General features: G+C 64.2%; 25 protein-coding genes and 1 tRNA gene. 14 read left to right on the top strand and 12 right to left on the bottom strand.

The window, feature by feature from the left end; all coding sequences use genetic code 11:
* The 4 genes from KBY74_RS03430 to KBY74_RS03415 all read right to left on the bottom strand — a co-directional run.
* Window positions 1-260, bottom strand: a 260-nt coding sequence (locus KBY74_RS03430) for a transposase (RefSeq protein WP_254941512.1), incomplete at its 3' end; no start/stop codon positions are given.
* Window positions 261-416: 156 nt separating this feature from the next.
* Window positions 417-1,295, bottom strand: coding sequence for an N-acetylmuramoyl-L-alanine amidase (locus KBY74_RS03425; RefSeq protein WP_254941511.1), 879 nt, complete (start codon window positions 1,293-1,295; stop codon window positions 417-419).
* Window positions 1,292-3,052, bottom strand: a complete 1,761-nt coding sequence (locus tag KBY74_RS03420) for a M61 family metallopeptidase (RefSeq protein ID WP_254941510.1) — start codon at window positions 3,050-3,052, stop codon at window positions 1,292-1,294. The genes KBY74_RS03425 and KBY74_RS03420 overlap by 4 nt, the downstream gene beginning before the upstream one ends.
* A gap of 4 nt (window positions 3,053-3,056) precedes the next feature.
* Entirely contained in the window at window positions 3,057-3,401 is a 345-nt protein-coding gene (locus KBY74_RS03415; protein ID WP_254941509.1) for a DUF1257 domain-containing protein, read from the bottom strand.
* A 6-nt stretch (window positions 3,402-3,407) separates the two neighbouring features.
* Here KBY74_RS03415 and purN point away from each other — a divergent pair, with 6 nt between their 5' ends.
* Window positions 3,408-4,097: a phosphoribosylglycinamide formyltransferase gene (gene purN / locus KBY74_RS03410; RefSeq protein WP_254941508.1), complete on the top strand. Its 690-nt coding sequence runs from the start codon at window positions 3,408-3,410 to the stop codon at window positions 4,095-4,097.
* Here purN and argC read toward each other — a convergent pair.
* The gene (argC, locus tag KBY74_RS03405) at window positions 4,088-5,152 is read right to left on the bottom strand and encodes an N-acetyl-gamma-glutamyl-phosphate reductase (protein ID WP_254941507.1); all 1,065 of its coding nucleotides are present in this window, start codon (window positions 5,150-5,152) and stop codon (window positions 4,088-4,090) included. The genes purN and argC overlap by 10 nt on opposite strands.
* Window positions 5,153-5,309: 157 nt before the next feature.
* Between argC and ribBA the strand changes: the two genes are divergently transcribed.
* The gene (gene ribBA / locus KBY74_RS03400) at window positions 5,310-6,914 is read left to right on the top strand and encodes a bifunctional 3,4-dihydroxy-2-butanone-4-phosphate synthase/GTP cyclohydrolase II (protein WP_254941515.1); all 1,605 of its coding nucleotides are present in this window, start codon (window positions 5,310-5,312) and stop codon (window positions 6,912-6,914) included.
* 1 nt (window position 6,915) lies between these two features.
* Here ribBA and KBY74_RS03395 read toward each other — a convergent pair whose 3' ends face one another.
* The gene (locus tag KBY74_RS03395; RefSeq protein WP_254941506.1) at window positions 6,916-7,356 is read right to left on the bottom strand and encodes a peptidylprolyl isomerase; all 441 of its coding nucleotides are present in this window, start codon (window positions 7,354-7,356) and stop codon (window positions 6,916-6,918) included.
* 129 nt (window positions 7,357-7,485) lie between these two features.
* On the opposite strand from KBY74_RS03395, the gene mtnP reads away from it, so the two are divergent.
* Window positions 7,486-8,409 (top strand): S-methyl-5'-thioadenosine phosphorylase, encoded by a 924-nt coding sequence (gene mtnP / locus KBY74_RS03390; protein ID WP_254941505.1) that lies wholly within the window; start codon window positions 7,486-7,488, stop codon window positions 8,407-8,409.
* Here mtnP and murQ read toward each other — a convergent pair.
* The 4 genes from murQ to dnaK are packed head-to-tail and all read right to left on the bottom strand — an operon-like array spanning window position 8,388 to window position 12,835.
* A complete protein-coding gene (gene murQ / locus KBY74_RS03385; RefSeq protein ID WP_254941504.1) occupies window positions 8,388-9,347 on the bottom strand; it encodes an N-acetylmuramic acid 6-phosphate etherase in 960 nt (319 codons plus the stop codon). The genes mtnP and murQ overlap by 22 nt on opposite strands.
* Window positions 9,344-9,766 (bottom strand): DUF3110 domain-containing protein, encoded by a 423-nt coding sequence (locus tag KBY74_RS03380; protein WP_254941514.1) that lies wholly within the window; start codon window positions 9,764-9,766, stop codon window positions 9,344-9,346. Before KBY74_RS03380 ends, murQ begins: the two co-directional genes overlap by 4 nt.
* Before the next feature lie 34 nt (window positions 9,767-9,800).
* Window positions 9,801-10,748, bottom strand: coding sequence for a DnaJ domain-containing protein (locus KBY74_RS03375; RefSeq protein WP_254941503.1), 948 nt, complete (start codon window positions 10,746-10,748; stop codon window positions 9,801-9,803).
* A complete protein-coding gene (dnaK, locus tag KBY74_RS03370; RefSeq protein WP_254941502.1) occupies window positions 10,745-12,835 on the bottom strand; it encodes a molecular chaperone DnaK in 2,091 nt (696 codons plus the stop codon). The genes KBY74_RS03375 and dnaK overlap by 4 nt, the downstream gene beginning before the upstream one ends.
* A gap of 197 nt (window positions 12,836-13,032) precedes the next feature.
* Between dnaK and pstC the strand changes: the two genes are divergently transcribed.
* Genes pstC through pstB form a run of 3 tightly spaced genes read left to right on the top strand, consistent with a single transcriptional unit; the run spans window position 13,033 to window position 15,822 of the window.
* Window positions 13,033-14,028 (top strand): phosphate ABC transporter permease subunit PstC, encoded by a 996-nt coding sequence (gene pstC / locus KBY74_RS03365; RefSeq protein ID WP_254941501.1) that lies wholly within the window; start codon window positions 13,033-13,035, stop codon window positions 14,026-14,028.
* An 8-nt stretch (window positions 14,029-14,036) separates the two neighbouring features.
* Window positions 14,037-14,951 (top strand): phosphate ABC transporter permease PstA, encoded by a 915-nt coding sequence (gene pstA / locus KBY74_RS03360; protein ID WP_254941500.1) that lies wholly within the window; start codon window positions 14,037-14,039, stop codon window positions 14,949-14,951.
* Window positions 14,952-14,997: 46 nt separating this feature from the next.
* Entirely contained in the window at window positions 14,998-15,822 is an 825-nt protein-coding gene (pstB, locus tag KBY74_RS03355) for a phosphate ABC transporter ATP-binding protein PstB (RefSeq protein WP_254941499.1), read from the top strand.
* 122 nt (window positions 15,823-15,944) lie between these two features.
* Here the strand turns inward: pstB and KBY74_RS03350 are convergent.
* Window positions 15,945-16,031 (bottom strand) — tRNA-Ser (locus KBY74_RS03350).
* A gap of 38 nt (window positions 16,032-16,069) precedes the next feature.
* On the opposite strand from KBY74_RS03350, the gene KBY74_RS03345 reads away from it, so the two are divergent.
* The 7 genes from KBY74_RS03345 to KBY74_RS03315 all read left to right on the top strand — a co-directional run bounded on the left by KBY74_RS03345 (window position 16,070) and on the right by KBY74_RS03315 (window position 21,757).
* The gene (locus tag KBY74_RS03345; protein WP_254941498.1) at window positions 16,070-16,438 is read left to right on the top strand and encodes a 2Fe-2S iron-sulfur cluster-binding protein; all 369 of its coding nucleotides are present in this window, start codon (window positions 16,070-16,072) and stop codon (window positions 16,436-16,438) included.
* On the top strand, window positions 16,435-17,313 hold the full coding sequence (locus KBY74_RS03340; protein WP_254941497.1) for an inositol monophosphatase family protein: 879 nt from the start codon (window positions 16,435-16,437) through the stop codon (window positions 17,311-17,313). Before KBY74_RS03345 ends, KBY74_RS03340 begins: the two co-directional genes overlap by 4 nt.
* Window positions 17,314-17,359: 46 nt before the next feature.
* Entirely contained in the window at window positions 17,360-18,529 is a 1,170-nt protein-coding gene (locus tag KBY74_RS03335; RefSeq protein ID WP_254941496.1) for an ATP phosphoribosyltransferase regulatory subunit, read from the top strand.
* 9 nt (window positions 18,530-18,538) lie between these two features.
* Window positions 18,539-18,763 carry a ferredoxin family protein gene (locus KBY74_RS03330; protein WP_254941495.1) on the top strand — a complete coding sequence of 75 codons (225 nt, stop codon included), beginning with the start codon at window positions 18,539-18,541 and terminating at the stop codon, window positions 18,761-18,763.
* 144 nt (window positions 18,764-18,907) lie between these two features.
* Complete coding sequence (gene htpG, locus KBY74_RS03325; protein WP_254941494.1) at window positions 18,908-20,833, top strand: molecular chaperone HtpG; 1,926 nt, start codon at window positions 18,908-18,910, stop codon at window positions 20,831-20,833.
* Window positions 20,834-20,934: 101 nt separating this feature from the next.
* On the top strand, window positions 20,935-21,171 hold the full coding sequence (gene rpmB / locus KBY74_RS03320; protein ID WP_106501739.1) for a 50S ribosomal protein L28: 237 nt from the start codon (window positions 20,935-20,937) through the stop codon (window positions 21,169-21,171).
* A gap of 7 nt (window positions 21,172-21,178) precedes the next feature.
* A complete protein-coding gene (locus KBY74_RS03315; protein WP_254941493.1) occupies window positions 21,179-21,757 on the top strand; it encodes a peroxiredoxin in 579 nt (192 codons plus the stop codon).
* A gap of 43 nt (window positions 21,758-21,800) precedes the next feature.
* Here KBY74_RS03315 and csaB read toward each other — a convergent pair whose 3' ends face one another.
* On the bottom strand, window positions 21,801-22,880 hold the full coding sequence (csaB, locus tag KBY74_RS03310) for a polysaccharide pyruvyl transferase CsaB (RefSeq protein WP_254941492.1): 1,080 nt from the start codon (window positions 22,878-22,880) through the stop codon (window positions 21,801-21,803).
* A gap of 74 nt (window positions 22,881-22,954) precedes the next feature.
* On the opposite strand from csaB, the gene KBY74_RS03305 reads away from it, so the two are divergent.
* A complete protein-coding gene (locus tag KBY74_RS03305; protein WP_254941491.1) occupies window positions 22,955-23,923 on the top strand; it encodes a sulfotransferase domain-containing protein in 969 nt (322 codons plus the stop codon).
* Window positions 23,924-23,927 lie beyond the last annotated feature (4 nt).

Genomic DNA, 23,927 nt, shown 5'->3' with positions numbered 1-23,927 from the left:
ACCTCGATCAGGGCCTCTTCCATGGCCGGATCACTGAGGGAATACCACTGCTGCAGCAGATGGATCCGCAGCATCGTGGCGAGTGGATACGGGGGGCGGCCGCCTTTCTTACTCGCTTTGGGGTAGTGGGGCTCGATCAGATCGATGAGTGCCTGCCATGGCACCACCACCTCCATCTCAGAGAGAAACTTCTCCCGTTTGGTCTGCTTCTTGGCTGTTGTGAGCTCGTAATCCGAGAAGCCAAGCTGCTTGCCGCCCATCAACCCAGTCCTGGCATGCGGTTACAGGCTCATTTTCGCGCAGATAGGCTGGGCTTTCCAGAGTCTCCTTAGTGAATTAACAGCTTGAAAATTTAATTAACGGTTTAATAATTCAATCAACAGTTTAATAATTCAATCAAAAGTTTAATAATGCAATCAAGGCTTGCAGAGCAGGCCGAGGATTTGCATTCGGGTTTGCAACTCAGACCAACGGAAGCTGCGGGGATCAGCTCGCTCGCCGCCCAGGTCCACCGCCCGGTGGGTTGTGATGTGGGAGGCCGGGATGGGGAAACGCTGCATCCAGCCGGCTAGCAGGGCCGCCAGGGCGTCGTATTGGGCTGAGGTGTACCCGCTATGGGATGGTCCGTCGTTCTCGCCATCGAGGGGCGTTTCCAAGCTGATGTGCAGGGCGAAGTTATTGATCGAGCCACCCACCTTGGCGTTCGTTACTACCCAGCGGCCGTTGAAGGCCGAATTGCCAGCCCCAAAGGCCCGTTTGGAAGGATCGAGCACCTGCACCACCGAGCCATCGCCACCAATCAAGGTGTGGTAGCTCACCTGATCTTCATCGCGGGGATGGGGCGTCACGAAGGTGTTGATGGCTGAACCAATGCCATAAACCGTCTCGTGCAGCACCACCAGCTGGGGTGTGGGATCCACCGGATTGCCGTAGGCATCACGATTGAAGCGCTCGCCAAAGTTGGTGGGGTGGATCTGCACCCGCGCCGGTGAGGTTTGGACCCTTTCTGCCAATTGCTGCAGTCTTAAACGCTGGGCTGGATCGCCGGGAGCGCAACTCGCCCGCAGGGGGGATTGCCAAGGCGAGTGGTTAGGCGGCCCCGGTGCCGCCCGGCGGCCCGGCTCAGGTGCTGCCGGAGCTTGGCGCACCTCTTCAAGCAGCTCGAGCAGACTGGGTCGCTTCTGGCCGCCATTCGGTTGGGCTGAGAGATCCCGAGCCAGCCAGCCAAGCCCGCCAAGGGCGAGCATGGCGCCGGCGCCTAGGGCGATCCAGAGGGGCTGGGGGCTGGAATTCATGCAGCCTCAAGACCCAGCCAGCGGCGGCGGCGCTCAGCGCAAACTTCGGCAGTGCCCAGATCAACACTGCCCAGATCAGCAGTGCTGGCATCGAGCTGGAGCTGCCAGCTCTCCACCGCTGGTGCCGTTGGCAGCAGCACGGTGCTGCGCACCAAACCGTCCCGGCAGAACAGCAACTGGTGGGGAATCAGGGGGGCCTCCGGCCGCAGATGCACCATGAAATCGTCAATGCTGCGCAGGCGCATGCCATCGAGGGCAATCAATTCATCGCCCACTACCAGCCCCGCCCGTTGGGCCGGTCCATCGCGGCCCACCCGCTGCACCACCAACCCGCCACCACCTGGCTCCAAGCGGCAGCCCAGCTCCTGGCTGGCAGCCAGCCGGGGTTCAAGCCGCAGGCCCATATCGGCCAGATAGCCAAACAGGGGCGGATCCTCACAGGAGCTGAGCCAGCGGGGCAACAGCTCAGCTAGATCGGGCGCCTGGCTGGCAAAGGCAGCAATCAGGTCTGCCTCCTGGTAACCCCGGCCCACGGCGCCATGGCTGGCCCAAAGCTGCCGCAGCACCACGGGCAGACCGCTGCCGGCACGGCGTAGGTGCAGGTCCAGCACCAAGGCCAGCACCGCACCCTTGAGGTAATAGCTCACCTGGCTATTGGGGGAGTAGGCATCGGGGCGGTAAAGCTTTACCCAAGCCTCCTCACTGCTGGCGCGCAGGCTCTGCAACCGCCGCCCAGCACTGAGCAGGTAGCGGCTCAGATCCGCGCCCAGATCCTCAAGCAGCTCCCCCTCGCTGCTGCAGCCAGCGCAGTGGGGCAAAAGCTGATCCACATAGCTGGTGATGCCCTCGGCAAACCAGAGGGTGGGCACCACCACGGCTTGGTCGTAGCGATAAGGGCTCAGCTCGGCGGGCCGCAGCCGGCGCACGTTCCACTGGTGCAGGTATTCATGGGCGGCTAGCTGCAGCAACTTGCGGCGGCCACCAGGCTTAGCCAGAGCCAGACGTCCAAACTGCAACACGGTGCTGCAATCGTGCTCCAGGCCGCCATAACCGCTTTCGGTGAGGTGCAGCACAAATAGGTAGTGGTCGGCCGCAGGTCGCTCCACGCCCATCAACCGGCAGCAGGCCAGGCAAACCTTTTCGAGATCGCTGAGCAGCTGGGGATCACTGTCGAGCAGATCGGCACCTTGGAGATCGCGGCCCCAACTCACCCAGCGATGCGGCACACCGGCGACGCTGAAGTGATGGGAGCGATGGGGACCAACCTCAATCGGCGTATCGATAAGTTGGTCGAAATCAGCAGCAAGCCAGCCCTTCGTCGGGCCCGGCAGCTCTGGCAGGGGCACGAAGGCATCCCAGCTGGGCGGAAGGCTGAGCTGCAGCCGGTGGGGCGACCAACGCTCCCCCGCCAGCTCCAGAACCACGGCTGCTAAGGCCAGAAAGCCGTGGTCGCCATCGAGATGGCAGGTGCGCACCGTGAGCTCGGCGGCCAGCACCGCGTAGCTGATTTCGACTGGTTCGAGGCTGGGCAGCTCTAGCTGCCAACTGCTCGGGCTGGTGCGGCGCGACTCCAGCTGGTGTCCAGCCTGAGTGATTTCCAGACTCTCAAGCTGCCGCACATAGTCGCGGATCAGGTAGGAGCCGGGAGTCCAGGCCGGCAGGGCCAGGCGCAGGCTCAGGTGACGGGGAGTGTGAAGCAGGCGGACCCGCACCAGGTGCTGGTGGCAGGCGGTGAGGTCGAGATGCAGCTCAGGCACGGCGTCAGGACGCCACGCTCACCTGGGCCCCAGGAAAGGCGCTGGCGGCCTGGCGCAGGGCCAGCTCGGCGGCGTAGCGGCGGGTGATGGCGCCAAGCAGGCGCTGCAGGCTCTGGGAGCGGCTAAGGCGCTGCAGGTCGCCAACCAGGGCAAGGGAGCCGTCGCGGTGGCGCTGCCAACCCAGCCTTTCACCACCCGGCAAAACAACTTGCAGAAGAACGGGCTGGCGCTCGGTGGCAAAGCCCTTAAGCACCCCGCCATAGATGGGGGTGTGGCCCAGAGCCACCAAGCTGGCGGCTAGCCCCTCGGCATCGCGCAGCACTGTGGGCAGGATGGTGAGGTGGGACACGGCACAATGCCCGCTTTTTCAGACCCTAGCGATCAGGAGACCTGCGTCCAGTGGCCATTGCCACCGGAATTGCCACCGGATTGGGCCAGGGCCCAGCCAATCCTGCGGCTGGGGGTGATGGCTTCGGGAGCCGGCAGCAACTTTGAAGCCCTGGTGCAAGCCTGCACACACGGCCAGCTCCAGGCAGAGGTGGCCCTGCTGGTGGTCAACAATCCCGGCTGCGGTGCCCAGCAACGGGCCGAGCGCCTCGCCATACCTTGCCAAGTGCATGACCACCGCAGTGTGGCCAGCCGCGAGGCCCTCGACCAGGCCCTGGTGGGGGCTTTTGAGGCAGCCGGCGTTGATGTGGTGGTGATGGCGGGCTGGATGCGCGTCGTCACGAGCACCCTGATCGGCGCCTTCCCCGAGCGTCTGATCAACATTCATCCATCACTGCTGCCCAGCTTCCGCGGCCTTGATGCGGTGGGCCAGGCCCTGGCGGCGGGGGTCACCCTGGCCGGCTGCACCGCCCACCTGGTGTGCGAGGAAGTTGATGCAGGACGCATCCTGGTGCAGGCGGCGGTGCCGGTGTTTGCCACGGACGACCACGCCAGCCTCAACGCCCGCATCCAGCGCCAGGAGCACCGCATCCTGCCCCTGGCGGTGGCCCTCACCGCCCAACACCTCAACGCCCAGAACCTCTCAGCTCAGGGATAGAAGGGCAGCAGCGGCAAGCCGGCGGTGGGCTCAAGCCCGGCCATCAGGTTGAGACATTGCACCCCCTGGCCGGCCTGGCCCTTGACCAGGTTGTCGATGGCAGCCATCACGATCAGCTGGCCGGTGCGGCGATCCACCTGCACCGAGAGCAGGGCCCGGTTGGTCTGGCGCACCCATTTGGTGGAGGGGTAGGTACCCACCGGCAGCACCTCAACGCAGGGGGCCTGGCGGTAGGCGGAAGCCAGCAGGGTGGCGCAGTCTTCAGCGGTGAGGCCTGGATCGCGCAGACGGCAGTAGACGGTGGCCAGCAGGCCCCTCACCATCGGCATCAGGTGCGGGGTGAACTGCAGCTGGATCTCATGGCCCGCCACCCGGCTAGCTAGCTGCTCAATCTCACTGGTGTGGCGGTGGCCCACCACCCCATAGGGAGCAACCGCTTCGGAGCATTCCGCCAGCAGCAGGTGCTCCTTGGCAGCCCGACCACCACCGGAGGTGCCGGTTTTGGCATCGATGACGATGCCGGTGGTGTCGATCAGCCCCTGGTTCAAGAACGGCAGCAGCCCCAGCAGTGAGGCCGTGGGGAAACAGCCAGGAGCCGCTATTAAACGGGCGGTACGAATCGCCTCCGCCTCCCATTCGGGCAGGCCATAGACGGCCTCAGCGCAGAGGTCGTCATCGCTGCGGGGCACATCCCGGGCCTCGCTGGCATACACCTCCTGCCAGCGGCTGAGGCTGCTGAAGCGGTAGTCGGCGGAAAGATCAACCACCCGCACACCGCGCTGCAGCAGGGGCGGCACCAGCTGGGCCGCCAGGCCATTGGGCAGGCTGAGCACCGCGAAATCAGCCGCCGCAGCGATGGCATCGGGGTCTGGGGTTTGCACCACCGGGTCGCCGGCCAGGGGCAAAAAGGGCACCAGCTCACTCCAGCGCTTGCCGCTGCTGCGCTCGCCGCCCAGGAAGCTGATATCCAGGGCAGGGTGCTGGTGGAGCAGGCGCAGGGTCTGGAGGCCTCCGTAGCCACTGGCGCCGATTACCGCAACACGCTTGTTGGCCATGGCAAGGCCCGGGGGCAGGACGAAGGGGCTTTATAAAGGATGATTGCGCTAGGGCCCAGTCCCCGCACGCACTCCGTTGACCCTCCTGCGCGACTCGAGTTCCACGCCCTTGCCATCCGGTTCCAGCCCGGAGGTCGCTTTGAACGGGGAAGAGCGAATCGCTTTTGACTCAGTTGCCGATGGTCTAGCCGCGATCCGCAACGGCGAATCAATCGTGGTGGTGGACGATGAAAATCGTGAAAATGAAGGCGACCTGATCTGCGCCGCGCAGTTTGCAACGCCCGAGCAGATCAACTTCATGGCCACCGAGGCCCGGGGCCTGATCTGCCTGGCCATGGAGGGTGAACGGCTCGATGCCCTGGATCTGCCGCTGATGGTGGATCGCAACACCGACAGCAACCAGACCGCCTTCACGGTGAGCGTCGATGCTGGCCCAGAAAACGGCGTCAGCACTGGAATTTCCGCCGACGATCGCGCCCGCACCATCCAGGTGGCGATCCACCCCCACACCCGTCCGGCCGACCTGCGCCGGCCTGGCCACATCTTCCCGCTGCGGGCCAAGCAGGGCGGCGTACTGAAACGCGCTGGACACACCGAGGCCGCCGTCGATCTGGCCAGGCTTTCAGGTCTCTATCCCGCCGGGGTGATCTGCGAAATTCAAAACAGCGACGGCTCCATGGCCCGGCTACCCCAGCTGGCTGCCTACGCCAAACGCCACGGGTTACGCCTGATCAGCATTGCCGAACTGATCAGTTACCGCCTCGACACCGAGCGCTTCGTGCAGCGCCAGGCGGAAGCGGCCATGCCAAGCGCCTTCGGCGACTTCCGCGCCATTGGCTACCGCAACGAACTCGATGGCAGCGAGCACGTTGCCATCATCAAGGGCCAACCGCAGCTGGCTAAGGAGCCGGTGCTTGTGCGGGTGCACAGCGAGTGCCTAACCGGCGATGCCTTTGGTTCGCTGCGCTGCGACTGCCGCCCCCAGCTGGAGGCGGCCCTGCGCATGATCGAAGCCGCCGGCGTTGGGGTGGTGGTGTATCTGCGCCAGGAGGGCCGGGGCATTGGCCTGATCAACAAGCTCAAGGCCTACTCCCTGCAGGACACCGGCCTCGACACGGTGGAAGCCAACGAACGCCTTGGCTTCGCTGCCGACCTGCGCAACTACGGAGTTGGAGCTCAAATCCTCAGCGACCTGGGCGTGCACCGGCTACGCCTGATCACCAACAATCCGCGCAAGATCGCAGGCCTTGGTGGTTATGGCCTGCAGGTCGAAGACCGGGTGCCGCTGGTGATGGATGCCGGCAGCCACAACGCCGCTTACCTGCAAACCAAGCGCATCAAACTTGGCCATCTGATGGGTGATGGTCCCTCCTGCCCGATCGGCGGACCCACGGCAGTGCTGGCCTGGCACGGCCAGGCCTTGGCGAATGGCCAGCTTGAGCAATTGCAACGCTGGGCCCTGAAGCAGGGGCTGCAGGTGGAGCGAGAGGAGCATCCAAGGCTGCTGGCCCTGCTCGACCAGCCCCAGCTTGCGGTGCTGCTGGGCGGCCTCGACCATGCCAGCAGTGGAGTGGGGGCAGTTGCTGCGGCGCTGGTGCTGATGGGCGACTGGCCCCAAACCGAACGGCTGAGCCTGCTACTAGCCCCTGATGGTCAACGCAGCAGCCATCCCAGCGCTGATCTGGAGTCAGAGCAGCGGCCCCTTGCAGATCTGGGCACCGACCTGATACTTCAGCCCGGTGCCTTCCTGGTCTGGATCTGAATCAGTCTTGAACTGTCACTTTGTTGATGAGGCTGCCGTTCTTCAGGGCCGTAACCACATCCATGTTGCCGGTGAGGCCAAACACGGTGTGCACGCCATCAAGGTGGGGCTGGGCTCCGTGGCAGATATAAAACTGCGAGCCGCCAGTGTTCTTGCCGGCATGGGCCATGGCCAGGGTGCCCGCTTGGTGCTTCTGGCTGTTGATCTCGCAGTCGATCTGGTAGCCGGGGCCGCCGGTGCCAGCGGTGCCACGGGCGCCTTCACGGCTATTTGGGCAACCGCCCTGGGCCATGAAGCCTGGAATCACGCGGTGGAAAGCCAGTCCGTCGTAGAAGCCCTCACTGGCGAGCTTGGTGAAGTTAGCCACGGTGTTGGGTGCATCGGCCTCGAACAGTTCGAGTTCGATGGTGCCGGCGTCGGTCTCCATCAAGGCTTTGGTCACGGCGGCAGGGGATAAAGGCCGACTTTATGGGGTGGCACGGGCCAACCGGCTGAAACGCCATGCTGAGAATGGGGCAGGTTCAAGCCGGACCAACCCTTTTCAACGCCCCGTCGCCAGACCCCGCCGCCGATGAGCAGCCCCACCCCCAACTCCCCTAACGGCATCGATCTCAGCAGCGCCCGCCTGGGGATCCTGGGGGGCAGCGGTCTCTACGCCATGGAGGGCCTCGAAGACATTCAAGAGCTCACGATCGAAACGCCCTACGGAGCCCCCTCCGATGCCCTGCGCCTGGGCCGTATCGGCGATCTGGAGGTGGTGTTCCTGGCCCGTCATGGCCGCCACCACAGCCACACCCCCACCGAGGTGCCCTACCAGGCCAACCTCTGGGCCCTGCGCTCCCTCGGCGTGCGCTGGATCCTGTCCCTGTCGGCGGTGGGCTCCCTGCAGGAGCGGGTTCGGCCCCTCGACATGCTGGTGCCGGACCAATTCATCGATCGCACCCAGCAGCGGCCACTGACGCTGTTTGGTGAGGGGCTGGTAGCCCATGTGGCTTTTGCCGAGCCCTTCTGCCCGGCGCTCAGCCGCCTGCTGGCCGATGTGGCCGAAAGCCTGATGCCCGAGGGCCGCAAGCTGCACCGCGGCGGCACCTATCTCTGCATGGAGGGGCCGGCCTTCTCCACCCGGGCCGAATCGGAGCTCTACCGCTCCTGGGACTGCGAAGTGATCGGCATGACCAATCACACCGAAGCCCGCCTGGCCCGGGAAGCCGAGATTGCCTACGCCACCCTGGCGATGGTGACCGACTACGACTGCTGGCACCAGGAACACGCCTCGGTGACGGTGGAAATGGTGATCGCCAACCTGCAGGCCAACGCCAGCCTGGCCCAGCAAATCGTGCGGCTAGCGGCCCAGCGGGTTGAGGCCCAGCGACCCACCAGCAGCGCCCACCAGGCCCTGCGCCATGCCCTGATGACCCCCAAGGAGCACGTGCCTGCCGCCACCCGCCGCAAGCTCGACCTGTTTACGGCTCCCTACTGGGGCCCGTTCAGCTGAGCGCCGCAGGCCGCCAGCGCCTGGCGCAGGCTGGGGCCATGGCTGGCCAGGTGGGCTGAGGCTGAGGCCGCGTCCAGGCCAGTGGCCGCGATCAACAGGGCCAGCTTCACCGAGCCGCCGCTCTGCTGCAGCAGTTCCCGGCCGCGCTGCCGCTCCAGCCCAGCCAGATCGCGCAGGATGCGCAGGGCCCGATCCTCCAGCTTGCTGTTGGTGACGGCCACATCGACCATGCGGTTGCCGTGCACCTTGCCCAGGCGCACCATCACGCCGGTGGAGAGCAAATTCAGGGCCATCTTGGTGGCGGTGCCGGCCTTGAGCCGGGTGGAGCCCGCCAGCAACTCCGGGCCCGTAAGCAAGCGAATGTCGATGGAGCAGGGCATCGGCACCTGCTCGGCTGGCACGCAGGCCATGGCGATTGCCAGGGCTCCGATCGCCTGGGCGTGCTCCAGGGCCCCGAGCACGTAGGGAGTGGTGCCGCCAGCAGCGATGCCCACCAAACAATCGGCCGGGCCAAAGCCGCGCTCCTCCAGGTCGCTGCGGCCAGCAGCTGCCAGATCCTCCAGGCCCTCGGAGCTGCGCAGCAGGGCTGGGGCGCCGCCAGCGAGCACCCCCTGCACCAGCTCGGGCGCCGTGCAGAAAGTTGGCGGACACTCGGCCGCATCCAGCACCCCAAGCCGGCCGGAGGTGCCGGCCCCTAGGTAAAAAAGTCGCCCGCCGGCCTGCAAACGGGCAGCGATGGCATCAACGGCGGCAGCCAGGGCCGGGGCCGCCGCTTCCAGGGCCCGCTGGGGCTCCCGTTCGTTGGCACAAAAAAGGCCCACCAGCTCGTCGGTGGGCAGCTGGTCGAGCCGCTCGCTGAGGGGATTGGCCTGCTCGGTGAGCAGGTGGCCGCGATCAGGCCCGCTAACAGGAGGGTTGCTCACAGAAGGGTTGCTCACAGCAGGCCCTCCAGTTGACGGCGGAAAGCTTCGAGGCTGGGATCAGGGGTGCTCTCGCCCGCCTGCTCCTGCTGCTGCTCCTGCTGCTCCTGCTGCTCCCGTTGCTCCTGCCAGTTGGTTACATCCATGTTGCGCTCGGGCGGCGCAATCAGCAGCCGGTCTTCAGCGCTCTGGGGCAGGAAGCCCGCCGGCACAAAGCGAGCCTCATAGCCAGCCTCGCCGCAGAAAAGCTCCATCTCCTCGCGGTCGAGCGGCTCCACGGTGGGCACGGGGAAGTCCTGGGCTTCGAGCAGGCCGGCGTAGCGCTCCGCATCGTCGCTGTCTTCAAACAGCAGCACCACCGTGCGGCCATTTAGCTCCAACGAATGGATGCCTTCCTGATCGGTTCCGGCATCAAACAGCAGCACATGCACCGGCATGGATCGCGGCATGGGGCAATGGCCCTCCAGTGTGTCACCGGTGCTGTTCGTCGGGGTCATCGGCGAGCTCCTGCAGCCGCTTGTAGAGGGCTGCCTCCGCCTCACCCAGCTGCTCCGGCACCAGGATGCGCACCTCCACCAGCTGGTCGCCGCGCTGCTCAGCCCACTCCTGGCCCCGCCCCCGCAGGCGCAGCAGGCGGCCGCTGGAGGAGCCGGCCGGCACCCGCAGCTTCACCGGCCCGCGCAGGGTGGGCACCACCACCTGGCACCCCAGGGCCGCTTCCGCTGGGGTCAGCTCGAGGGGGTAGAGCACCCGCAGGCCGTCGATGCGCAGGCCTTCCTCGGTGCGCACCCGCAACTGCAGGAAGTGATCGCCGCCGCCAGGGGTCACCCCCGCCAGCCGCAGTCGCCAGCCATCGCCGGCAAAAGGAGGGGTCCACACCTCCACCGCCGTGCCATCAGCCAGCTCCAGCTCCAGCCGCTCCCCCTGCAACGCCTGCTCCGGCGTGAGGTCCACCAGGCTCTCCTGATCGCTGGAAGCCCGCACCGGTGGTGGTGGCGGCGGTGCGGCGGTTACCGATCCAGAAGCCTGACGGCGATTTTCTGCAGGAGGCTCGGGCTCGGGTTCCTGCCACTCGGGTTCGGCGGCCCGGCGGGGACGGCGGCGCTCACCGAAAAGCACCTCGAGATATGCCTCGAAGTCCGGGAAACCGGAAGCAAAGGGATCCTGGGACTCCCGGCCCGGGCCGTCAGCGGGCATACCGGCCTCCCAGGCCTGGCGGCGGCGCGGATCTGAGAGCACCGCATAGGCCTCGTTGACCAGCTTGAAGCGCTCCTCCGCCAGCGGGTCGTTGCCGTTGAGATCGGGGTGCCAGCGGCGGGCCTGGGCCCGGAAAGCCCGCTTGAGGTTGCTGGCATCGGCGCCAGGCTCTAGGCCCAGCACCGACCAGTAGTCGGCCGAGGCGGCGGGGCTAGAGGTCACCGGTAGGAACTATCCCCCCAGGGATCTGAATCGCTGCGGGGCCGGCGCTCGCGGGCTACCGGTTCAGGTTCGCGATAGGGCTCCCTGTAGGGCTCTCTGTAGGGATCCTTGTAGGGCTCGCGATAGGGATCCCGGTCGTAGCGACTGGGGGGAGCAGCCCAGGGATCGCTGCCAGGGCGGTTCCAGTCATCCCAATCGTCATCGGCAAACAACTCATCTTTGAGCGAGCCCAGGGTGTTCTTGAGCCCCTGCAGCGGCCCCTGCTCTGCCTTGCGTTCACTCTGCAAGCGACGGTTGAGGCCAAACAGAGCTTCCTGCAGCTGGCTCACGGCCAGCTCCAGCTCCACCAGGTCGTCGGCAGCCAGCAGATCCTGCACATCGCGCAGGGCCATCTCCACGGAGCGCTGCTGGCGCTCGGCGCCGTAGGGGCCCAGTTCAAGGGATGCGTCGCGCAAACGGCGCTCCGCCTGGGCCACCAGGGTTTGGGCGCGGTTGCGGCGATCAATCTCGGCTCGCTTGCGCCGATCCTCGCTGGCCTTGAGATCGGCCTCCTCAATCAACTTGGTGATCTCCTCCTCGCTGAGGTTGGAGCCCCCCTGGATGCTGACGCTCTGCTGCCTCCCGGTGGTGCGATCGGTAGCCGACACCTGCAGCAGGCCGTTGGCATCGATGTCGAAGGACACCTGCACCTGGGGCACACCCCGAGGCGCCGGCGGAATTCCAGACAGGCGAAAACGCCCCAGGCTCTTGTTATCAACAGCCATCTGCCGCTCCCCCTGCAGCACGTGGATCTCCACCGAGCTTTGGTTGGCTTCGGAAGTGCTGAACAGGTCGCTCTTGCGCACCGGGATCGAGGTGTTGCGAGGAATCAGCACCTTCATCACGCCGCCAATGGTTTCCAGGCCAAGCGAAAGGGGCGTGACGTCGTTGAGCATCAGATCGCGCAGCTCACCGGTGAGAATCCCCGCCTGAACCGCAGCACCGATCGCCACCACCTCATCGGGGTTCACCGACTGGCAGGGCTCCAGCGGAATGAGGGTGCGCACCATCTGCTGCACCATGGGCATGCGGGTGCAGCCACCCACCAGCACGACGTCGTCGATGTCTTCCGCCGCGAAGGCCGAATCCCGCAGGGCGCGTTGCACCGGCCGCAGCAAGCGATCCAGCAGATCGGGGCAGAGGCCCTCAAACACCCGCCGCTCCAGGGTGGTTTCGATATGCAGCGGCCCGTCGGGGCCGGTGGCAATAAAAGGCAAGGAAATCGGCGTGCTCTGAACGCCACTTAGCTCGATCTTGGCTTTCTCCGCTGCTTCGGTGAGCCGCTGCAGGGCCTGGCGGTCGCGGCGTAGATCAATGCTGTGCTCCGCCAGGAAGGCATCGGCCAGCCAATCGACGATGCGCCGGTCCCAGTCGTTGCCGCCCAGCTGGGTGTCGCCGCTGGTGGCCTTCACATCGAACACCCCTTGGGCGATGCGCAGCACGGACACATCAAAGGTGCCGCCGCCCAGGTCAAACACCAGCACCCGTTTGACGGTGCTGCGATCAAAGCCGTAGGCCAGGGCTGCCGAGGTGGGCTCATTGAGGATCCGCTCAACGCTGATCCCAGCCAGACGGCCGGCGTCGCGGGTGGCCTGGCGCTGGGCGTCGTTGAAGTAGGCCGGCACGGTGATCACCGCCGCTTCCACGGGCTCGCCGAGGTAGGTGGCGGCGTCATCACAGAGCTTGCGCAGCACGCTGGCAACCAGCTCTTCAGGGGCGTATTCCCGTTCAGTGGCTGGGCACACCACCCGCACGTTGCCCTGGTCGTTGGCCCGCACGCTGTAGGGCACCGACAGGCTGTCTTCCTCAAGCTCGTCCCACTGACGACCAACGAAACGCTTGAGGTTGGCGAACGTATTGCGGGGGTTGAGCACAAGCTGACGCCGGGCCAGCTGGCCGACGAGCAACTCCTGGTCGCGGCTGAAGCCCACCACCGAGGGGGTGGTGCGGCCGCCTTCAGCGCTGGCGATCACCTGGGGACGGCCGCCCTCCAGTACCGCCACTACTGAGTTTGTGGTGCCTAGGTCGATGCCAACTATCCGGGACATGGCACCCCTTTACTTAGAAGCATGCGCCTAGAACCCCGTCGACCCATGAAAACGGCGGCTCAGCCCCGCGCTGTTGGTCCCCAAACTAACGGTCTCCCAGACGTTAATCACTGCTTAAACAGCTGCGAGGGGGGGCCTTCGTAGATTTCGATTGGATCGGCCGCTTAGCGCTGACCGATGCAAAGCCATCCCTACCCATGCTGACGGACTCCAGCCAAGCGGGCTCAAGCCCAACGAATCCCAATCGCAATCTAGATGCTGACGCCTTCACCCTGCGTCGCCGCCCACCCTCAGAAAAGTTGCTCGACCTGGGCTTTCGCCAGCTAACCCTGGCGCTCGCCTCAGTTGTAGCGATCGTTCTGCTTGGCATTTTCATCACGGTGTTTCAGGGTGCGCGGGAGGCGATGGCCAGTTTTGGCCTCAGCTTCCTAACCATCTCCAGCTGGGATCCCGTCAACGAGCAATACGGGGCATTCACCGCCATCTACGGCACTTTGGTGACCTCGATCCTGTCTCTGTCCATCGCCATTCCCCTCGGTGTGGGCACCGCGATCTTCATCACCGAAGACCTAATCCCCAGCTCCGTGCGTGAGGCGATTGGCCTGATGGTGGAACTGCTTGCCGCAATTCCATCGGTGGTGCTCGGACTTTGGGCAATCTTTGTGATGGGGCCCGCCATCCGGCCTGTCCTCGATTGGCTGCACGAACTGTTGGGCTGGAGCCCATTCTTTGACACCGCTCCCCAGGGCCCTGGCATGGCCCCGGCCATTCTGATCCTGGTGGTGATGGTGCTACCAATCATCACGGCCATCTCACGAGATGCCCTGAATCAAGTGCCTATTGAACTGCGGCAGGGGGCCTACGGGGTAGGAACTACCCGCTGGGGAGCCATATTCAGCGTGATCTTGCCGGCAGCTATTTCTTCCATAACTGGCGGAGTGATGCTTGCCCTAGGCAGGGCCATGGGGGAAACCATGGCGGTCACGATGATTATTGGCAACTCCTTCAACTTCAGCTTTTCACTGCTGGCGCCTGGTAACACGATCGCCTCGATGCTCGCCAATCAGTTCGGAGAAGCCGATGGCATCCAGGTGTCGGCCCTTATGTATGCCGCCCTCATCCTGATGGTGCTCACATTCTCAGTGAATGTGGCAGCCCAGTGGATCGTCCGTCGCCTCAGCCTGCGTTACTGATCACCACCATGGCCAATCCTTCTCCGATCACCTACGACAACACCGCCCTTTTTGACCGGCGGCCATTGCGCTTCGACCCCTGGCTGACGCGCAACATACGCAACCTGCTGTTCACAGGCATTGCTTCCATATTTGCTGCTATTGCGGTTTTACCGCTAGTTTTAGTTTTGTTCTACGTGTTGATGCAAGGCGGCCGCCTGATCAGCGTGGGCTTATTCACCCAATTGCCACCCGACATCGGAATGGAAGGTGGAGGTATAGGTAACGCCATCCTCGGCACCATATTGGTGACAGTAATCGCCTCTCTGATTGCCATCCCCGTGGGGGTGGGGGGCGGCATTTTCCTCAGCGAATACTCCACCGGCGGCTGGTTTGCCAATTTTGTTGGTTTCGGCAATGACGTTTTGGCCGGCGTGCCTTCAATCATCGCCGGTGTATTCGTCTACGGCATTGTTGTAACCACCCGTGTATTTTTCGGTCAGAGTTACAGCGCCATGGCTGGCGGTATCGCCCTGGCCGTGTTGATGCTGCCGACTGTGATTAAAACCACCTATGAGGGGCTCAAACTGGTGCCCCAAGAGCTGCGCTGGGGTGCCTACGGCGTAGGTGCTTCAAAATTTGTGACCGTGATGCGGATCACCCTGCCATCGGCCTTCACTCCGATCGCGACTGGTGTAGTGCTAGCAATCGCCCGAGCCGCCGGTGAAACGGCTCCGTTGATCTTCACGGCTCTCTTCTCCTCATTCTGGCCTGATGGGGTGTTTGATCCGATCGCCACCATGTCGGTGTTGATCTTCAATTTCGCGATCATGCCCTATCAAGCCCAAAACGAACTCGCCTGGGCTGCCTCCTTTGTGCTGGTGATGATGATCCTGGCCGCCAACCTGCTGGCGCGCTGGATAGCTCGGATTACCAAAGTCTGAAGACCGAACCTCCAGCCCCTCCGTTTCCCCCATTCCTTACAGAGCAATGACCAGCAGCTCCCACTCCAGCCAGTCCGCCGATTCCTCCACGGGGGATGCCTGCATGTCCCTGCAGAACGTCACCATCTCCTACGGCAAGTTTGAGGCGGTGAAAAATGTGTTCATGGATATTCCCCGCGGCCGGGTGACCGCCTTTATCGGACCTTCAGGCTGCGGTAAGTCGACCGTATTGCGCGGCCTCAATCGGATGAACGATCTGATTCCGGGCTGCAAGCTCAAGGGCAGAGTTGTTTTTGACGGCCACGATCTCTACGATCCCAAAGTGGATCCAGTGGAGGTGCGCAGGCGCATTGGCATGGTGTTCCAGAAGCCCAATCCCTTCCCAAAATCGATCTACGAGAACATCGCCTTCGGCGCCCGGATCAACGGCTTCAAGGGTGATATGGATGAGCTGGTGGAGCGCTCCCTGCGCAAGGCTGCAGTGTGGGACGAATGCAAGGACAAGCTTAGGGAGAGCGGATTTGCCCTCTCGGGCGGCCAGCAGCAGCGCCTCTGCATCGCCCGCGCCATCGCCACCGAGCCTGAGGTGATCTTGATGGACGAGCCTTGCTCAGCGCTTGATCCGATCTCCACATTGAAGATCGAAGAAACAATGCATGAGCTGAAGCGCAGCTACACGATCATCATCGTGACCCACAACATGCAGCAAGCCGTGCGTGTGGCTGATCAAACAGCCTTCTTCAATGCCGAAGCAGTGGAAGGTGGCACTGGCAAGGTGGGCTACCTGGTGGAGTTCAACGACACCGAGCGGATCTTCAATGCCCCCGGCCAGCAGGCCACCCAGGACTACGTGAGCGGCCGATTCGGCTGATATACAACGATAAGGGTTTAAATTAGAAATTTATATCAAAATTAGGAACTTGGCTAAGTATGGATTGATTCATTCAATCTCTAAAGGCCATGAAAAAGCCGGCCGCAAGGCCGGCTTTATAACGGAGAGGGAGGGATTCGAACCCTCGATAGAGTTGCCCCTATACAGCATTTCCAGTGCTGCGCCTTCGACCACTCGGCCACCTCTCCAGGGGCAAAATGGGGCAACCAGATGGCAATGTAGCAGCATGACTCGCACCCATCCGATCACGGTTCACTGGCTCCAAACCGGCCAGGTGATTCGCCATGAGGTTCCCGAAGGGGAATACATCCTGCGCAGCTTTGAGCAGCAGGGCGATCCCTTGCCTTTTAGTTGCCGCAACGGCTGCTGCACCGCCTGCGCCGTGCGCGTGATCAGCGGCGAAATCGATCAGCGCGAGGCCCTGGGGCTATCGCGGGAGCTGCGCGGGCGTGGCTACGGACTTCTCTGCGTGGCCCGGGCCACCGGCCCCTTGGAGGTGGTGACCCAGGAGGAGGACGAGGTCTACGAACTGCAGTTTGGGCGGCACTTTGGCCGCGGCAAGGTGCGCAGCGCCCTACCCCTGGAGGAGGAATGAAAGCAGCTAGCACCACGGCCTACGAGCAATCGGGCCTGAGCAGCGGCGAGCTCGAACACCTATCGGCGGTGGCGCGCCGGGCGGCGGAGGTCGGTGGCGAGCAACTGCGCCAGCACTTTGGCCGCCTGCAGCAGGTGCGTGAGAAGGGGCGCTCCGGCGATCTGGTCACCGAGGCAGACCATGCCGCTGAAGCAGCGGTGCTGGCGCTGCTCGAGGCTGAAACACCGCAGATTGGAGTTCTGGCCGAGGAGAGCGGACGCCGCCCCAGGCCCGGCGAGCTGGAGTGGTGCGTCGATCCCCTAGATGGCACCACCAACTACGCCCACAGCTACCCGCTGTTTGCCACCTCGGTGGGCCTGTGCTGGCGCGGCCAGCCCCTGCTCGGCGCCCTAGCCGCACCAGGCCTGGAGCAGCTGTACTGGGCCGCACCCGGATTGGGCTCCTGGTGCAATGGCAGCAGGTTGACCGTTAGCGCCTGCCCCAGCCTTGAGCAGGCCCTGCTGGTGACAGGCTTTGCCTACGACCGCCGCAGCCGACTAGATAACAACTACGCCGAATTCGCCTGGTTTACCCACCGCAGCCAGGGCGTGCGCCGCGGCGGCTCGGTGGCCCTGGATCTGGCCTTCGTGGCCGCCGGCAAGCTCGATGGCATTTGGGAGCGGGGCCTATCGCCCTGGGATCTGGCCGCCGGAGCGGTGCTTGTGGAGCAAGCCGGTGGTGTGGTGAGCGCCTACGACGGCTCGGCATTTGCGATCGACTCGGGGCGGATCCTGGCCTGTGGAGCGACCCTGCAACCAGCCCTGATCGAGGGCCTGGCTTCCTGCCGCCCCCTGGTTGGCGCCAGCTATGGCGCCCCCGAACTCGACTCCCCCTGATTCGATCCATAGGATCAGCCCACCCCATCCCACCTTCAACGCCGCAATGGCCCTGCAACCTGCCGCTGGCGTTCGGGATCTCAACCCCCGTGAAGTTGAAGGCAACCGGCGCATCGCCGATCAGCTCGCAGCTGTGTATCGGCTCTGGGGCTATCAGGAGGTGGCGCCGCCCAGCTTTGAGCGGCTCGACACCCTGGAGGCTGGTGGTGGCATCGACGGCCGCGAGCTGGTGCGGCTGGCAAGTGATGAGCCCCTGGGGCTGCGTCCGGAGCTGACCGCCTCGATCGCCCGCGCCGCCAGCACCCGCCTGGCCGAGCGGCCCCGCCCCCTGCGGCTCTGGGCCATGGGCAGCACCTTCCGCTGCTCCACGGCTGACGGCGGCTCCCAGCGGCTGCATGAACAATTGCAGAGCGGCGTAGAGCTGCTCGGGGCCCAAACCGCCGCCGCCGATGTGGAGCTGATGCGGCTGCTGCTTGCCGCCGCCGGAGCCCTTGGACTGCAGGCCCATCACCAACCCCGGCTCCTAGTTGGGCACCACGGGGTGCTCAGCGCCCTGCTGCGCCAGCTGCCCGAGCAGCAGCAGGGAGCTGCCCGCGCTGCCCTCACCAACTTCGATCCCCTGGCTCTGGCCCAACTGGCCCTCCCCGATTCTGATCGGCAGCGCCTGGGCAACTTGATGCGCCTGCGCGGCGAGCCAGCCAAGGTGCTGTATCAACTGGAGCAATGGCTGGGCCCCATCCCCCTGCTAACGGAGCTGGGCGAGACCCTGGCTGCGGTAGCCCCGGCCGCCGAGCGCCTGGGGGTGCAATTGCAGCTCGACCCCAGCTTCCAGCCCCACTTCGCCCTCTACGACGGCCTGGTGCTGAAGCTGGTTTGTCAGGGCCAGGAGGTGCCGGTGGAGATTGCCAGCGGCGGTCGTTACGACGCCCTGGTGGGTCGCTTTTGTCCAGAGCCAAGCGAGGCTGCGGGAGTGGGCTTTGGCTTCGATGTGGGAGCGGTGCGGGAGCTGGTGGCACCTGCCATAGAGAGCCCTTCGCCGGTACTGGTGGCCTACGGCAACCCCCAACACCTGGCCGCAGCCCTCGATCAGCTGGAGGCCTTGCACCAGATGGGCACCTGCGCTGAGCTGCTCAGCGGGGCCTGCGCCAACCAAGCTGAAGCAGAAGCCCTCGGCCAAGCCCGCGGCTGCGGCCGTACCCTCTGGATCGATTCCTAAAGTTCGAAGATGGCTCACACGATCGTCACCAACGTCTGCGAGGGCGTAGCCGATTGCGTTGATGCCTGCCCCGTGGCTTGCATCAACCCCGGGAAAGGTGCCAACAGCAAGGGCACAAACTTTTATTGGATCGACTTCGACACCTGCATCGATTGCGGCATCTGCCTGCAGGTGTGCCCCGTGCAGGGGGCCATCCTTCCCGAAGAAAAGCCCGAGCTGCAGCAGGCAGGCTGAGCGGCGCAGCAGGCAGGCTGTGCGCTGCGCCACTTAGCTAAGCCAAGACTTAGCCAAGTCAAAGTTCGGAGACCCCTCCCTCTGGGCCATTGAGCCGGAAGGACCAAGCTCCGTAAGGTTTGGCCCAACGACCTAACGCTTGCCATGACGGTGCTGGAACAGGGCCAGATTCAGATCCACACCGAAAACATCTTTCCGATCATCAAAAAGGCCGTCTACAGCGGCCATGAGGTGTTTCTGCGGGAGCTGGTGAGCAATGGCGTGGATGCCATCAGCAAGCGGCGCATGGCGGCGATGGCTGGCGACTGCAGCGAAGGGCCTGAAGCCAAGATTTCGATCCGCATCGACCGCGAGGCCAACACCCTCACCATCTCCGACAACGGCATCGGCATGAATGTCGATGAGGTGAAGCGCTACATCAACCAGGTGGCCTTTTCCAGCGCCGAAGACTTCCTCGAGAAATACAAGCAAGAAAGCGACGCGATCATCGGCCACTTCGGCCTGGGCTTCTATTCCAGCTTCATGGTGGCTAAGCAGGTGGAGCTGGTGACCCTCTCGGCCAGTGCTGGCGCGGAGGCGGTGCGCTGGAGCTGTGATGGCTCCCCCAACTTCAGCCTGGAGCTGGCCGAGCGCAGCGAGCCCGGCACCGACGTGATCCTGCACCTGATGGAGGAGGAGCTCGAATACATCGAGCCGGCCCGTATCCGCACCTTAATAACCACCTACTGCGACTTCCTGCCGGTGGAAGTGCAGCTGGAAGGCGAAACCGTCAATAAGCGCGAGGCCCCTTGGCGCAAGAGCCCCAGGGACCTCACCGACAACGACTACATCGAGCTCTACCGCTACCTCTATCCCTTCCAGGGCGATCCCCTGCTGTGGGTGCACCTCAACACCGACTATCCCTACAACCTGCAGGGCATCCTGTTTTTCCCCAAATCCACTGGCCGGGCCGATTGGGAGAAGGGCGAGATCAAGCTCTACTGCAACAACGTGTTTGTGAGCGACTCGATCAAGGAGGTGGTGCCCCGCTACCTGCTGCCCCTGCGCGGCGTGATTGATTCGCCCGACATCCCCCTGAACGTGAGCCGCTCCGCCCTGCAAACCGACAGGCGGGTGCGTTCGATCGGTGGCTTCGTGGCCAAGAAGGTGGGCGACCGGCTCAAGGAGCTACATCGCGACGACCCCAAGCGCTACGCCGAAAGCTGGGAGTCGCTGGCCCCCTTCATCAAGATCGGCGCCATGGAGGATGAAAAGTTCGCCGACCAGGTGGCCGATCTGGTGCTGTTTGGCACTAGTGCTTCCCCCACGGAGCAGGAGCCTGGTGAGGGCGAGAGCATTGACCCCATCCCCGGCGAAGGCGGCAAGGCCTACACCACCCTGGCTGGCTACCGCACCCGCCTAGATGGCGCCAACGACAAGCGCATCCTCTACTGCACCGATGAAGCAGGCCAGGCTGGGGCCCTTGCCCTATGGAAGAGCCAGGGGGCCGAGGTGCTGCTGGCCGACACCTTCATCGATACCCAGTTCATCCCCTGGCTCGAATACCGCCACGAGGAGCTCAAATTCCAGCGGGTGGACAGCGAGCTGGATGAATCGCTGCAGGAGCAAGAAAGCGAGATCAGCGACGCAGACGGCAAGGACAATTCCGAAAAGCTGCGCGACCTATTCAAGGCAGCTCTGGCCAACGACAAGATCACCATCCAGGTGCAGGCCCTAAAAGGTGACAACGCCCCCGCCGCCTTGATCCTGCTGCCGGAGCAGATGCGCCGCCTCAACGACATGGGCGCCCTGATGGAGCAGCGCCTGCCCGGCCTGCCCGATCACCACGTGCTGCTTGTGAACCGCAAACACAAGCTGGTGGAAGGCCTGCTCAAGCTCTCTGCCGGTTCGGTGATCACAACCGGTGGCAGTGGCGGCAGCTCCCCCAGCCAGCAGCTGGCCGATGATCTTGGCCGCCATGTCTACGAGCTGGCCCGTCTGGCCGTGGGCGGCCTGGAGCCCAATGAGCTTGCTGGCTTCCAGCAGCGCAGCGCCGATTTGATGGGCAAGCTGATGGAGCGGGGGCTCTGACTCTCTCCTGCCGCTAGCGGCAGGCCCGGCCAAGGCTGGATCTGCCGTTTGGTAGGATGATTTTTCGGGCTAGGGCCTGCAAGTCGTTTAGGAAATCGTTCATGTCCCGGGTCTGCCAGCTCACAGGCAAGCGCGCCAACAACGGCATGGCCGTCTCGCACTCCCACGTGCGCACCAAAAAGCTCCAGCAGGTGAACCTGCAAGAGCGCCGTCTGTGGTGGGCTGAAGGCAACCGCTTCATCAAGTTGCGCGTCTCCACCCGCGCTCTGAAAACCATTCAGAAGAAGGGCCTGGGCGCTTACGCCAAAGAGTTGGGCGTCAACCTGGCCAAAATCTGAGCCTGCGATGCGGCGTCGGGCACTTCTGCAGGGCCTAGTTGCTCTTCTGCCCGCAGCTGCGGGTGCTGCAAGCCTGTTGGCATCCAGCCGACAGGCTTTTGCTTTGGGAGGCACCCTGCCCGCACTCAACCAATCCTCCCCTGATTTCGACCTAGCCGGCATTGCGCCAGCAGCCGATGGTGAAGCCGTACCTACTCGGCTGAATTTGGCCGACTTCCAGGGCAAATGGTTGGTGCTCTACTTCTATCCCCGTGATTTCACCGGCGGCTGCACCATCGAAGCTCGTGGTTTTCAAAAAGACCTGGCCAGCTTCCGTGCCGCCAATGCGGCCGTGGTTGGAGTGAGTGCCGACGATGCCGAATCCCACGCCGATTTCTGCAGCAGCGAGGGGCTGGCGTTTCCCTTGCTATCTGATCCAGCTGGCACTGTGAGCCGCGCCTATGGCAGCTGGATCGCTCCCTTCTCTCAGCGCCACACCTTCCTCATCGACCCCTCGGGCATATTGCGCTCCACCTGGGTGGCGGTCCGTCCCAGCGGCCACAGCGCCGAAGTGCTCACCAGCCTTCGGGAGCTTCAGGCCAGCTGATCAGGCGCTAACGCAGCCAATTGGTCATAAAACACCCAATAGGTCATAAAACAGCCAGTGGCGCCAGACATGCAAATACTTGCTGGTGTACTTCGCTCTGCTGGCGCAGCTCCAGCAGCCTTGAAGCGGGTGGAGGGGTGTCTAGCGCCCTATCCCAGCTGGCCACCAGCCCAGGGCCGGGCGCCATATCCAGATTTTGACAGGAGCAGCCCAGGTTGGCGGCGGCGGCAGCCACCTTGGGGTCATAGCTAAGGGCAGCGCAGGGCGCACCGGAGAGGGCTGCCAGGATCAGGCCGTGCAGCCGCATCGCCACCACCAAGCCAGCACCGCTGCATATGGCCATCGCCTCCTGGGGCCGCTCAGCCAGCACCTCCCGACTGCGGGCTGCCAGCCCGGGCGGCAGCAGCTGCTCGCGGCGCAGCTGCTCCAGCAGGCCCCGGTCCTGGTTGGCGTGGAAAGGCAGCCAGATCACCTTCCGGTCGTGGCTGGCGGCCAACTGATCCAGGGCTGCCAGATAGGGCCTCCAAGCTGAACCCTGCAACTGGCGGGTGGGGCGGAAGCAAAGCACCAAGGGGCCGCCCCTACCCCGCCATTGCTGGGGAGGTAGGCCCCAGACCGGATCGCTGCCCACGGGTCCGTCACGCCCCAGGCTCCTGGCCAGGGCAGCCGACTCCGGGTCGCGCCAGCTCACAGCCGTTGCCAATCGCAGCAGGCGGCCCACCAGCAATCGGCTGCGCCGCCGCTGCAGGGGTCCCAGCCCCTGGCCCCAAAGCAGCACAGGCTTGGCCTGCAAGCGGGCGGCCCCAATCAGAGCTGCGTAATAGAGCAGGCTCTTGAAACTGGTGGAATCCTGCAACAGGCTGCCGCCGCCAAGCACCAAGGCATCACAGTGCCGCAGCGCCTTGAGCACCAGGGGCAAGCTGCGGCGCGCCACCGTATCAACCCCAAAGCGCTCCCGCACGAGAGCACCGTCGTGGGCCGTAACCGTGGCCTGATAACCCGCTGGCAACTGGCTCAGCAGCACCTCCAGCAGGGCGTCGTCGCCCAGGTTGTGCTCGCCGTAGTAGCCGCAAAGCAACAGCCGCGGGGTCGGCTCCGAGATCTCCTGGCGGGTTGCGACCACAGACCGCTCGAAAGCACCCAAATAGCCTTTCAGCCTACCTAAGTTCTCCGCAGCTTTTCCACTTTTGCGGTTTGGTGAGCTCTGACCCTCAATGCCCAGACCCGCGATGCAGTGACCCGCAACTTACGCGCCGCATCCGCAATCACCACTTCGATAGCCAGCGCTGGAATGGGCTGCCCCCCCGCGACGACGACATCATCATCGCCAGTCCGTACAAGAGCGGAACCACTTGGCTGCAGTCGATCGTGGCCCATCTGCTGTTTGAGGGCGAATTGCCTGCCTCGCTGGCAGAGCTCTCTCCCTGGCTGGAGGCGAATTATCACGATCTTGAGGCCCTGCAGCAAACCCTGGAGCAGCAACGCCACCGCCGCTTCATCAAGAGCCATCTACCCCTGGATGCCCTCCCCTGGGACCACCAGCGCTCGTTTTTATACATTGCCCGCGATGGACGGGATGTGGCGATGTCACTCTGGAATCACTACATCAATTGGAGTGACGAAGCCCACCAGCTGGTCAACCAAGTGCCCAACGAGCGGGGCGATACCTTTCCGCGCGCCCCCGCCGATGTGCAGACCTTCTTTGATGACTGGCTGCAACGCGGCTGGCTGGGTTGGGAGCAGGACGGGTGGCCCTACTGGTCGTTCTTTCACAACGTGCAGTCTTGGTGGGATCACCACCAACAACCCAACATTCTCTTGCTCCACTACAACGACCTCAAGGCCGATCTCCTGGCTCAGGTGCAGCGGATCGCCTGCTTCCTGGGCATAGACCCCGACCCGGAGCGCTTAGAAATGGTGTGTGCCGCCGTCGACTTCAAAGCCATGCGGCGGCGCAGCGCCACCTATGTGCCCTGCGGCGGGCGTCTCTGGAAGGGGGGCGCCGAATCTTTTCTCTACCGGGGTACCAACGGGCGTTGGCGGGGGGTGCTGCGGCCGGAGCAGCTGGAGGCTTACGAGCGGGTGAGCCGCAACGCCCTCAGCCCCGACTGCCACAGTTGGCTCCATCGAAGCTGCGATCAACAACTGCCCACGGTGGCTGGCTAGGCGC

Source organism: Cyanobium sp. A1C-AMD, assembly GCF_024346495.1.
GTDB classification, from domain to species: Bacteria; Cyanobacteriota; Cyanobacteriia; order PCC-6307; family Cyanobiaceae; genus Cyanobium_A; species Cyanobium_A usitatum.
Note: the sequence above shows the minus strand (reverse complement) of the source record. Positions and strands in the feature narration are given on the sequence as shown.

What these genes read in the sequence shown, in the direction of transcription:
- KBY74_RS03425 (WP_254941511.1), bottom strand. Translation starts at nt 1,295, where the DNA reads ATGAATTCCAGCCCCCAGCCCCTCTGGATCGCCCTAGGCGCCGGCGCC.
- purN (WP_254941508.1), top strand. Translation starts at nt 3,408, where the DNA reads ATGCCCGCTTTTTCAGACCCTAGCGATCAGGAGACCTGCGTCCAGTGG.
- argC (WP_254941507.1), bottom strand. Translation starts at nt 5,152, where the DNA reads ATGGCCAACAAGCGTGTTGCGGTAATCGGCGCCAGTGGCTACGGAGGC.
- mtnP (WP_254941505.1), top strand. Translation starts at nt 7,486, where the DNA reads ATGAGCAGCCCCACCCCCAACTCCCCTAACGGCATCGATCTCAGCAGC.
- KBY74_RS03380 (WP_254941514.1), bottom strand. Translation starts at nt 9,766, where the DNA reads ATGCCGGTGCATGTGCTGCTGTTTGATGCCGGAACCGATCAGGAAGGC.
- dnaK (WP_254941502.1), bottom strand. Translation starts at nt 12,835, where the DNA reads ATGTCCCGGATAGTTGGCATCGACCTAGGCACCACAAACTCAGTAGTG.
- pstC (WP_254941501.1), top strand. Translation starts at nt 13,033, where the DNA reads ATGCTGACGGACTCCAGCCAAGCGGGCTCAAGCCCAACGAATCCCAAT.
- pstA (WP_254941500.1), top strand. Translation starts at nt 14,037, where the DNA reads ATGGCCAATCCTTCTCCGATCACCTACGACAACACCGCCCTTTTTGAC.
- pstB (WP_254941499.1), top strand. Translation starts at nt 14,998, where the DNA reads ATGACCAGCAGCTCCCACTCCAGCCAGTCCGCCGATTCCTCCACGGGG.
- KBY74_RS03345 (WP_254941498.1), top strand. Translation starts at nt 16,070, where the DNA reads ATGACTCGCACCCATCCGATCACGGTTCACTGGCTCCAAACCGGCCAG.
- KBY74_RS03340 (WP_254941497.1), top strand. Translation starts at nt 16,435, where the DNA reads ATGAAAGCAGCTAGCACCACGGCCTACGAGCAATCGGGCCTGAGCAGC.
- KBY74_RS03335 (WP_254941496.1), top strand. Translation starts at nt 17,360, where the DNA reads ATGGCCCTGCAACCTGCCGCTGGCGTTCGGGATCTCAACCCCCGTGAA.
- KBY74_RS03330 (WP_254941495.1), top strand. Translation starts at nt 18,539, where the DNA reads ATGGCTCACACGATCGTCACCAACGTCTGCGAGGGCGTAGCCGATTGC.
- htpG (WP_254941494.1), top strand. Translation starts at nt 18,908, where the DNA reads ATGACGGTGCTGGAACAGGGCCAGATTCAGATCCACACCGAAAACATC.
- rpmB (WP_106501739.1), top strand. Translation starts at nt 20,935, where the DNA reads ATGTCCCGGGTCTGCCAGCTCACAGGCAAGCGCGCCAACAACGGCATG.
- KBY74_RS03315 (WP_254941493.1), top strand. Translation starts at nt 21,179, where the DNA reads ATGCGGCGTCGGGCACTTCTGCAGGGCCTAGTTGCTCTTCTGCCCGCA.